At 62.8% G+C, this 10482-nt stretch carries 9 protein-coding genes; all 9 read right to left on the reverse strand.

Translation table 11 applies throughout. The annotated features are described in order from the left end of the window. Positions 1-268: 268 nt before the first annotated feature. Positions 269-1432, reverse strand: coding sequence for an MFS transporter (locus tag WMO66_RS01510; RefSeq protein WP_349134646.1), 1164 nt, complete (start codon positions 1430-1432; stop codon positions 269-271). Further along, a complete protein-coding gene (locus WMO66_RS01515; protein WP_349134647.1) occupies positions 1429-2502 on the reverse strand; it encodes a DUF3810 domain-containing protein in 1074 nt (357 codons plus the stop codon). The genes WMO66_RS01510 and WMO66_RS01515 overlap by 4 nt, the downstream gene beginning before the upstream one ends. Continuing rightward, positions 2499-3638 carry a cysteine desulfurase family protein gene (locus tag WMO66_RS01520; RefSeq protein ID WP_349134648.1) on the reverse strand — a complete coding sequence of 380 codons (1140 nt, stop codon included), beginning with the start codon at positions 3636-3638 and terminating at the stop codon, positions 2499-2501. Before WMO66_RS01520 ends, WMO66_RS01515 begins: the two co-directional genes overlap by 4 nt. Continuing rightward, complete coding sequence (locus WMO66_RS01525; protein WP_349134649.1) at positions 3635-4084, reverse strand: GNAT family N-acetyltransferase; 450 nt, start codon at positions 4082-4084, stop codon at positions 3635-3637. The genes WMO66_RS01520 and WMO66_RS01525 overlap by 4 nt, the downstream gene beginning before the upstream one ends. 279 nt (positions 4085-4363) lie before the next feature. Then, the gene (locus WMO66_RS01530; protein ID WP_349134650.1) at positions 4364-5311 is read right to left on the reverse strand and encodes a transketolase family protein; all 948 of its coding nucleotides are present in this window, start codon (positions 5309-5311) and stop codon (positions 4364-4366) included. A 1-nt stretch (position 5312) separates the two neighbouring features. Continuing rightward, positions 5313-6158 carry a transketolase gene (locus WMO66_RS01535; protein WP_349134651.1) on the reverse strand — a complete coding sequence of 282 codons (846 nt, stop codon included), beginning with the start codon at positions 6156-6158 and terminating at the stop codon, positions 5313-5315. A gap of 46 nt (positions 6159-6204) precedes the next feature. After that, positions 6205-8142 carry an LTA synthase family protein gene (locus WMO66_RS01540; protein WP_349134652.1) on the reverse strand — a complete coding sequence of 646 codons (1938 nt, stop codon included), beginning with the start codon at positions 8140-8142 and terminating at the stop codon, positions 6205-6207. After that, complete coding sequence (locus WMO66_RS01545) at positions 8120-9553, reverse strand: glycine--tRNA ligase (protein WP_349134653.1); 1434 nt, start codon at positions 9551-9553, stop codon at positions 8120-8122. The genes WMO66_RS01540 and WMO66_RS01545 overlap by 23 nt, the downstream gene beginning before the upstream one ends. 140 nt (positions 9554-9693) lie before the next feature. Then, on the reverse strand, positions 9694-10053 hold the full coding sequence (locus tag WMO66_RS01550; RefSeq protein WP_349134654.1) for a type II toxin-antitoxin system HicB family antitoxin: 360 nt from the start codon (positions 10051-10053) through the stop codon (positions 9694-9696). Positions 10054-10482: the final 429 nt, after the last annotated feature.

Raw genomic sequence — 10482 nt, forward strand, 5'->3', positions numbered from 1 at the left:
GGCATGCCGCATCCGTAAGGCGGCAGAGCCGCCAACGGCTGCGCAATACTCCAAACTTTCCGAACCGATGGATCGGCAAAAAATATCCGGCGAAGGCCGGTGATGAATTGTGCGGCGCTGCCCATATAAAAAAGTCCCCTCGGATGTGAATCCGAGGGGATAGTCTGCATTTTGGGTCCGGCGCGCCGCGCCGGGGTCGGGAAGTACACTCGCATTGGATAAGCTGTAGCGCCATTATAGCACGTTCTGCCTGCGAAGTCTGTCGAACTCAGCAGGCGGCGTGCTTTTTTGTCTGCACGGCGCACCACACGATGGCCGCACCGACGGCGGAAACAATCGTGCAGACCGTCAGCAGCAGCGGCACGCCCGAGGCGTCGAGCAGCGCGCCGCCGAGCACGTTCGCGGCGACCGCGCCGATCGTTCCGGCCGCGCCAAGGAAGCTCTGTCCCTTGACGGCGTCCTGCACGGGGATGATCTCGTTGACATAATATACCGAGCTGACGGTATAGAGGGCGAAGCCGCCCATCTGCATGCACTGGGCCAGATAGAACCCGGCCGTTCCGGGCAGAACGAGCGTCAGCAGCAGCCGCAGCGTGAAGAAAATGCCGGACAGCCGCAGCCAGCTTCCGCTGCCCGCTTTGCGCAGCAGCAGAGGAAAGCCGAACAGGATGGGAAGCTCCAGCAGGGCCGCAAGCATCGTCGCCGTTCCCTGCGCATCGGCGTTGCCCTTCCACTGGGCCACGCGGTAGAGATAGCTTGCCAGCGTGTTATGGCCGAAGAACAGCAGGAACGCGCCCGCCAGCAGCAGGCAGAAGCGCGGGCTGCCGCGCAGGAACCGGCCAAGGCCGGAGGCCCGCTCCGTCTCCGCCTCCGGCGCATCCTCCGCCGTGCGGGGGAAGCAGAGCGCCGTGGCCGTCAGAATGGCGGCAAGGCAGAGGGAGTAGAGCGGCACGGTGCGCAGGCCGCCGCGCAGCAGAAGCACATTGGCCAGCTGGGCCGTCAGGCCGAAGCCGATGGACCCGGCGCCGCGGGAGATGCCGAAATTCAGGCGCATGCCCTTCCGCTCCGCCGCCATACCGAGGGCATTGACAAACGACGGGACGGTCTGCGCCATGCAGCAGGCCACTGCATAGAACGCAGCCGTCAGGGTCAGGCTCTTTGCCGCCGGGAGAAGGGCCGCGCAGCAAAGCAGCATCAGCCCGCCGCCGGTCAGCAGCGTCAGGCGGACCGTCAGGCGCGAGCGGTCGCATACGGCGGCCAGAAGCGGCTGCAGCACGAAGCCCGCCGCCGTTGCGCCGCCGAGCAGCAGCCCGATGGCGCTGTCGCGCATGCCCATCCCGGCGAGATATCGCTGCGCGTAGGAAATCAGAACGCCGTGAATGCTCCACAGGGCGATCTGCATCAGGGTATAGAGCCAGGGCGCTCGTTTCATTGCGTGGCCTCCTGTGAAAAGTACCAGGCGGTCAGCAGATCGACCACCTCACCGTAGGACTGGCGGCCGGATTCCACGCCGACCGTCTGCAGGTAGCTGTTGTAAATTTTGTCCGTGACCTGGGAGACCTTCTGGTCTTCCACTTTTTTATAGTGTGAGTTCGCCGCGGCGCAGTCGGCACGCAGCTCGCCGCACGCGCCGCTCCAGACCTCGTTTGCCGCAGCGGCATCGACCTTGCGCAGCGCATTGTAGCAGTAGAGGAAGGCTGTGTAGTAGCCGGAATAGGTGAAGCGTGCATCAGCGCTTGCCGCGCAGGCGAGGAAGGCGGCAAAGTTTGCCTCGTTTTCGCGGGCGAAGGCCATGCGGTGGCCGATCTCATGGCACATCGTGAACGGCACGGAGGCCGTAAACGTCGTGGAGCTGATACTGCTCTCGCCGGTGAAGGCGATGAAAATGCCCGTCGTGCCCGTTTTGCCGAACCATTTGCTGCTCAGCAGCGTCTTGACCCGGGCCGTGGAGCCGTCGAAGCAGTCCATCGTTTTGGCAAGCGTCTCATAGCCCGCCCCGGCCTGCTTGCCGAGCTGAGAGAGGTCCGAGGCCGCAATGACGCCGCCGGCATCGCGCTCGACCAGCGGCGCGGTCTCGTTGGCCTTCTGCAGAAAATAGGCCGTGACCTCGCGCAGCTCGGCGGCGGTACGCTCCTGCGTTTCCATGCCGAGACGCTCGGACATCGGCGGCGCAAAATAATTCAGGCCCCAGACCGTCATGAAGAAAAAGGCGGCAAAGCAAAGGGTAAGCAGCAGCCCGCTGAGCCAGCGCAGAAAGTGATGGTGCACCAGACTGCGGATCAGCGAGATGATGCCCCACAGCACGATCAGGCACAGGCCCGGCTCCCAGATGGGGAAGGACGTGACGCTCGTGACCCCGGCCAGCACGCCGAGGATCCAGCGGGAAAACGCCGGGTAGAAGCGGAAAAAGACGTCTGTCCACTGCGTGGCCGCCAGAACGAGCAGACCCGTCAGGGCCGCGAGCGTGACGGCAGAGATGAGATTGCGGAGCGGGCGGGTCATGCGCGCCGCCCTCCGCCCCGCAGCTCCGTCAGCACGGCGGGCAGGGCCTCGGCCAGTGCGCGGATGTCGTCCTCCGTCGTCTCATCGGAGAGCGAGACGCGGACGGAGCCGTCGATCCATGCGGCGTCAACGCCCATGGCCTCGAGCACATGGCTGCGGTGGCCCTTGCTGCAGGCCGAACCGGCCGAGACGTAGATATCGCGCTCCTGCAGGGCGTTGATGAGTCCCTGTGAGCGGACACCCGGCACGGCGAGATTCAGAATGTGCGGCGCTTCCTGCGCGCCGAGCAGCTGCACGCCGTCGATGGCACGGAGCAGCTCCTGCGCCTGCGCCAGCAGGCGGCGCTGCCGGGCGATGGACTCCGTGCGCTTCGGCAGAGCGGCGCGGCAAGCGGCGGCGAAGGCCGCAATGGCGGGCAGGCCCTCCGTGCCGCTGCGCAGACCGCTCTCCTGCCCGCCGCCCAGCACGAACGGCGGCAGCGACAGGCCGGGCCGGATGTACAGCGCGCCTGCGCCCTTGATGCCGTGGACCTTATGGGCGGAGACGGAAATAAGATCCGCGCCGAGCGTGCGCGCCCGGAACGGGACCTTGAAAAAGCCCTGCACGGCGTCCGTGTGGAACAGCGCGTTCGGGCAGACGCGGTGCGTCAGCCGCGCCATGCGCTCAATGGGCATGACCGCGCCGGATTCGTTGTTCACCATCATGATGCTGACGAGGATCGTGTCCGGCCGGAGGGCTGCCTGCAGAGCCTCGAGGCTCACGCGGCCCTCCGCGTCCGGCTGCAGATAGGTGACGGAAAAGCCCTGCCGCTCCAGCTTCTGCATGGGATGGAGCACGGCATGGTGCTCCACGGCCGTCGTGACGATGTGGCGGCCGCGCTTGCCCAGCCGCTCGGCGGCAGAGAAAATGGCCCAGTTATCGGCCTCCGTGCCGCCGGAGGTGAAAAAGACGCGCTCCGTCTCCGCGCCCATGGCCTCGGCAACGTCCTGGCGGGCGGCGCGCAGCAGCCGGGCCGCATCAATGCCGAGCCGGTGCACGGCGCTGGGATTGCCCCAGCGGGCCGTCAGCGCATCGTTCACGGCCGCGACGGCCTCGGCGCAGGGCCGGGTCGTGGCGGCGTTGTCAAGATAGATCATGTTGCTTCCTCCCGGAACATCTGGCAATAGCCCAGCGGCGAAAAGCCCATGCGGGCGTAGAGTGCCGCTGCACGCTCGTTTTCCGGTTCCGTTTCCAGCCGGATGCGGCGGATGTGCTCCGCTGCGGAAAGGCCGCGCAGCCATGCGAAGAATTCATGGCCCAGGCCGCGGCCGCGGAAGGCGGGGCGGACATACAGCTCCTCCACCCACAGCTCCAGCCCGCCCGCCTCGTGGGAATATTTGAGCGAGAGCAGGCCATAGCCCGCAGTCTCGCCGTCCTGCTCGAGCAGGCAGGCGCGCTGCAGGCTGTCCGAGCGGAACAGCTCGTCGAGCGCCGCGTCGTGGTAGGATGCGGGGAGTGGGTGCAGCACGGCGTCCGTATCGTAAAACTCCGCCAGCAGCTCGCGCAGCACGGCGCGGTCGGCGGACGTGACAGGTCGTATCATAGATCGGTCCTCCATAACAGAAAGCCTCCGCCCCGCTGAAGCAGGGCGGAGGCAGGGTCAGGGCAGCACCGTATCATTCAGCGAGAGCATTCGCCGAGAGATTTTTTGTCGAGACAAGGTTTGAAAAGTGCAGATGTACTTTGTGTATCCGCAAGGGGCATGCCGCATCCGTAAGGCGGCAAAGCCGCCAACGGCTGCGCAATACCTCAAACTTTTCGAACCGATGGATCGGCGAAAAATATCCGGCGAAGGCCGAAGGTGCAATGATACGGTGTTGCCTTAGTGCTTCTTTGCCAGCGCTTCGCGGATCTTGTCGCACAGAACCTCCGGCGTCAGACCGTAGGCCTCAAGCACGGCGTTGGCCGTGCCGCTGCGGCCGAAGGCGTCGTTCACGCCATGGCGAACGAGCGGCGTCGGGCAGTTCTCGCTCAGGTACTCGGCAACTGCGCCGCCGAGGCCGCCGATGATGCTGTGCTCCTCGGAGGTGACGATGCAGCCCGTCTCGAGCGCGGCCTTCCTGACCAGCTCGCCGTCGAGCGGCTTGATGGTGTGCATGTCGATGACGCGGACGGAGATGCCCTCCGCAGCCATCATCTCGCGGGCCTTCAGCGCCATCTGGACCATGAGGCCCGTGGCGATGACGGTGACGTCCTTGCCGTCCTTCAGCGTAACGCCCTTGTCCAGCTCGAACCGGTAGCCCTCGATCTCGTCCGTGACGGTCTCGACGGCGGCGCGGCCCAGGCGCAGGTAAGCAGGACCGTCATACTCGAGCAGCGCCTTGACGGCAAGCTTCATCTCGTAGCCGTCGCAGGGGCACAGGACCTTCATGCCGGGGATGACGCGCATCAGGGCCAGATCCTCGGTGCACTGATGGGTCGCGCCGTCTTCGCCGACGGACAGACCGCCGTGCGAGCCGACGACCTTGACATTCAGGTGCGGATAGCCGATGGAGTTGCGGACCTGCTCCCAGGCACGGCCGGAGGCAAAGATCGCAAACGTGTTCGTGAAGGGCTTGAAGCCGCAGGTGGACATGCCGGCAGCGACGCCGGTCATGTTGCACTCGGCGATGCCCATGTCGAAGAAGCGCTCCGGGTACTTGGCCGCAAAGCCCTTCGTCATGGTCGCGTTGGAGAGGTCGGCGTCAAAGACGACCAGCTCCGGATACTGTTCTGCCAGTTCGACAAGCGCCTCGCCATAGGCGGCGCGGGTTGCAATTTTTCCAGCCATCTTATTTGCCCTCCAGTTCCGCTAATTTGGCCTCGACCTCAGCCTTGGCCTGTGCATACTGCTCATCGTTCGGTGCCTTGCCGTGCCAGCCGGCGTTGTTCTCCATGAAGGACACGCCCTTGCCCTTTGTCGTCTTGGCGATCAGGACGGTCGGCTTGCCCTTGCAGGCGGCAGCGGCCTCGAACGCGGCGATGAGCGCGTCGTAGTCATGGCCGTTCACATGGATGACGTTCCAGTTGAAGGCGGCGAACTTCTGATCGAGCGGCTCGGACGGCATGACGTCCTTCGTCGCGCCGTCGATCTGCAGGCCGTTGACATCGACGACGGCGCAGAGATTGTCCAGATGATACTTCGCAGCGGACATGGCGGCTTCCCAGACCTGGCCCTCGGCGATCTCACCGTCGCCCAGCAGGGCATAGACACGGTAGTCCTTCTTTGCAAGCTTTCCGGCCAGAGCCATGCCAACTGCGGCGGAGATGCCCTGACCCAGAGAGCCGGTGGACATATCGACGCCCTTGACGTGGCGCATGTCGGGATGGCCGGAGTAATGGCCCTTGATGGAGCGGAAGAGCTTCAGATCCTCCTGCGGGAAGAAGCCGCGCAGGGACAGCACCGGGTACAGAGCCGGCGTGCAGTGGCCCTTGGACAGCACAAAGCGGTCGCGGTCCGGGTCCTGCGGGTTGGCCGGGTCGACCTGCATGACGTTGAAGTACAGCGTCGTGAGGATGTCCATCGCGGAAAGGCTGCCGCCGATATGGCCGGACGCGGCGGTATGAACGGCGTCAAGTCCGAGCAGCCGTGCCTTGGTAGCCATGATTTCGAGCTGTTTGCCGTAAAGTTTTTCCATAGTGATCATTCCTTTTCGAGTTATTTCAAAACGCAGAAGCGGGATGCTAGGATTGCGTGGGACGAATGCGGCGGACGTAGTATTCTGCAATGGCATAGTTCTGCTTTGCCTGCAGCGCGTCGCCGGAAAGCGTGTAGGTCAGCAAGGCGATGCCCTGTGAGGCAGTCGGAGCGCTGCCCTGCGCGACAAGATACATGCCGCGGCTCTGCATGACGGGCAGCACCGCACGGGTCTGCCGCTGGAGCTGCATCCAGGACGGGCCTTCCCAGCCGCAGCAGTCAAAGAGCACGGACATGAGATAGCACGGCGAGATGGTCGGGCCGGTGCCAATGTCGCTTCTTCCAAGCACAGCCTTTGCAGCATCGTTGGTCCAGATGAGATACGGCGTGGTATACAGGTTGTAGAAGCCCTCTGCCGTGCCCTCCTGCACGTTGACGCCCAGCTCCTCATAGAAGCTGTTGCCTGCGCCGAGCGTCGGCTTGTGATCGCCGAAGAAGACGAGCACGACCGGCTCGGGGTCATCGCGGAACGAGTCGACATAGGCGGCAAGCTGCTTTCCGGTGCTGGCCACGCTGCCGAGATAGTTGTTCACGGTGTAGTAGGCCGCATCGGAGATGCCTTCGTGCGGGATGTAGGTCTCGCCCCAGACGAGGGTGTCGTCCGCATAGGGGCTGTGGCCCTGATAGCTGACACTGAACGAGAAGCACGGCTTCGAGGGATCGCGCACTTCCCAGCTTTCGGCCCGCTCGGCGAAGAACGTCTCGTCGTTCGGGTGGCCGTCCAGACTGTTTTCATCCGTCAGCAGGTTTTCGTAGTAGCCATCGAGGAAATGGTACGTCTCGAAGCCGAGGCGCTCGTTGATCTTCTCGCGGCTGTAGAACCAGGCGTAGCCGGGATGGCTGCCCTCCGTCTCATAGCCCTGCTCGAGGAAGTAGCGCACGAAGGACTCCGTGTCGCGGCGGTAGCGGGGCTGCGGGTAGGAGTAGCCCGTCAGGAAGGCACGCTCGGCATTGATCGTACCGCCACCGATGGTATCGGAGATGAGCGTACCGGTGTAGCTCTCGGCCTGCAGGGCATGGAAGTCCGCATAGGGGTCCTGCACAAAGCGGTCGGAGACGGTCCCGAACACGGACAGGTCGGAGAAGCTCTCGAGCATCGTCGCGATGACGTTGACTCTCTGCCCCTCCGGGATATCCGCCTCGGGGTAGGCGCTGAGCAGGTCCTCTGCCTTCCGCGCGGAATAGCCGTCCGGCTTTTGGGGCATGGCCTCCGCCAGCGAATTCAGGAAGGAGTAGACAAAGCCCTTCGAGGCATAATTCTCTGCGTCCTTCCAGACGTTGAAGAGGGAGGTATTCGCCTCCATCATGCTGTCATAGAGATCTGTATTGCCGTACCAGAGCTCCCATGCACCGAAGCCCAGCAGCACGATGAGCACCAGCGCCAGAACGCGGAGCCACCAGCGCTTCTTCGGCATGCGGCCGCGCGCCCAGCGGTGCAGGACGATCGTCCCGGCGGCAATGAGGGCGATACCCACAAAGAACATTGCCGGGAAATGCAGCGTATACTGCCCGATGATGCCCGCGCCCTCGCCAATGGTCAGGAAGTCCTCCGCCACGAACGGGTCGCCGCGGAGCGTGACCTTGAAATAGTTGACGAAGTCCATGACGAACAGCAGCACGGACGGGATAAGGAAGCCGAGCCAGGCGCGGTTCGTGGCAAAATAAGTGAAGGCCACGAGCAGTGCGACCGGCAGCAGGTTCAGCAGGTAGATCTTCGGCACATGCAGGTAGGAGCTGAAGCGGCCGCGGGAGAAGTCCAGCGTGCCGATCATCTGCAGCAGCATGTGCAGACCGAGCACGGCCGCGGCCAGCAGCAGGACCGTCAGCAGCCAGCGAACGGCAGGCTTCCGCTCCTTCGGGCGCAGCCGCTCGCGCAGGCTGCGCTTTTCCGAGGCGCTCATGTCAGAATGCGAGCTTTTCGGCAAGCCATGCCTTCAGCTCGGAAACGGGGATACGGACCTGCTCCATGGTATCGCGGTCGCGGACGGTCACGGCATGGTCCGCCGGGGTCGTCTCGTCGCCCACAGTCTGGAAGTCGACGGTGATGCAGTACGGCGTGCCGATCTCGTCCTCGCGGCGATAACGCTTGCCGATGGAACCGGCATCGTCGAAATCGACCATGAATTCCTTCTGCAGGTCATGGTAGATTTCCTCGGCAGCCGGGGAGAGCTTCTTCGACAGCGGCAGGACGGCCGCCTTGTACGGCGCAAGGGCCGGGTGCAGATGCAGGACGGTGCGGATGTCGTCGTTGCCCCTCTTGTCCTGCCCGACGACCTCTTCGTCGTAGGCATCGGCCAGGAAGGCCAGGAACGAGCGCTCGACGCCGAGGGACGGCTCGATGACATAGGGGATATAGCGCGTGTTCTTCTCCTGATCGAAATACGTCAGGTCCTTGCCGGACGTGTTCTGATGCTGCGTCAGGTCATAATCCGTGCGGTCGGCAACGCCCCAGAGCTCGCCCCAGCCGAACGGGAACAGGAACTCGAAGTCCGTCGTTGCCTTGGAATAGAAGCACAGCTCCTCCGGGTCATGGTCGCGCAGGCGAAGGTTCTCTTCCTTCATGCCGAGCGAGAGCAGCCACTGCTTGCAGAAGCCGCGCCAGTAGGCGAACCACTCGAGGTCCGTGCCCGGCTCGCAGAAGAACTCCAGCTCCATCTGCTCGAATTCACGCACGCGGAAAATGAAGTTGCCCGGCGTGATCTCGTTGCGGAACGACTTGCCGATCTGGCCGATGCCGAACGGCAGCTTGCGGCGCGTGGTGCGCTGCACGTTGACGAAGTTCACAAAGATGCCCTGCGCCGTCTCCGGGCGGAGATACACGGTGTTCTTCGCGTCCTCCGTGACGCCCTGGAACGTCTTGAACATCAGGTTGAACTGACGGATATCCGTGAAGTTGTGCTTGCCGCACGTCGGGCAGCAGATGTTCTTCTCGTCGATGAAGCTCTTCATCTCGGCCTGCGAGAAGGCGTCGATGGGCTTCGGCAGCTCCTCGCCGGTCTTGGCGCAGTAGTCCTCGATGAGCTTGTCTGCACGGAAGCGCTCATGGCACTCGCGGCAGTCCATCAGCGGGTCGGAGAAGCCGCCGAGGTGGCCGGAAGCGACCCACGTCTGCGGGTTCATGAGGATCGCGCAGTCGAGGCCGACGTTATACGGGTTCTCCTGCACGAACTTCTTCCACCAGGCGCGCTTGATGTTGTTTTTCATCTCGACGCCGAGGGGGCCGTAGTCCCAGGTGTTGGCAAGGCCGCCGTAAATTTCGGAGCCAGCGAACACGAAGCCGCGGTTTTTGCACAAAGCGACGAGCTTGTCCATGGTTTTTTCAGTATTTTTCAGCATAATTTTTCCTCCGGAACGATCCATTTGGAGTTTTTATTACATCATGATCCAAAATAATATTATAAGCGCGAAATTGCCTGAAGTCAAGCGGTTTTGGCGCTTTCGCAGGCGGGAGCATGCCAAAAAAGCCGCCGTCCGCATCAGCGGGCAGCGGCGTCGTTTCTGGAAAGCAGATATACACAGTATTGATTCATGCTGATGCCCTCCTGCCGCGCATGCTCCGCCAGAGAGCGATGCAGGCTTTTGGGAATCCGCAGCTTGAACTGACCGGAGTAGTTCTCGAGATCGTCCGGCTCCCGGACCGGCAGGCCGTCCTCCAGAGCCGCCTGCAGCCATGCTCGCTTGGCATCAGCCGCATTGGCAACCGCTGCCTCGAGCGTCTCGCCGCAGGTGATGCAGCCCGGCAGGTCGGGGAAGGACACAACAAAGCCGCCCTCATCGGGGTCCTTTACCAGCTCCATGCGATACGGCAGAGCAAGATATTCATTCAACGTTTTCATGATTCTCCTCGCTTTCTATGACCTGTCTGACCATTTCTACATAGACTCTTTTGATTGGTTCATGCTTTGGCACTGTGATCGGCCGACAACCCGGTTTTCAGAAAGTATAGTGGCTGCTGCCACCGCGCGGTGCACACATCGTATAGCCATAGGATTCCAATACTCTCCGAAGTTCATCAAACCGAAGTTCCCTGCTCAGAGAACGGATTTCACGGAGCAGCTTTTCCCATTTTGACATGCCGGCCACCCTCTCTTTTCTATATTATACATGGTATCGTATTTGGTGTCAAGTTGTTTCTGCCGCAGGCAAAAACTGCCGGGGCCACACAGCCCCGGCAGAGGTTATTCCTAAGGAACCTCTGAATAAATCGGCTACGGCGCTCAGCGGGTCTTTCGCCCCAACTTATCGGTTTGAAAATCTTGAAATAT

Source organism: Faecousia intestinalis, assembly GCF_040096185.1.
Classification (GTDB): domain Bacteria; phylum Bacillota; class Clostridia; order Oscillospirales; family Oscillospiraceae; genus JAZOXB01.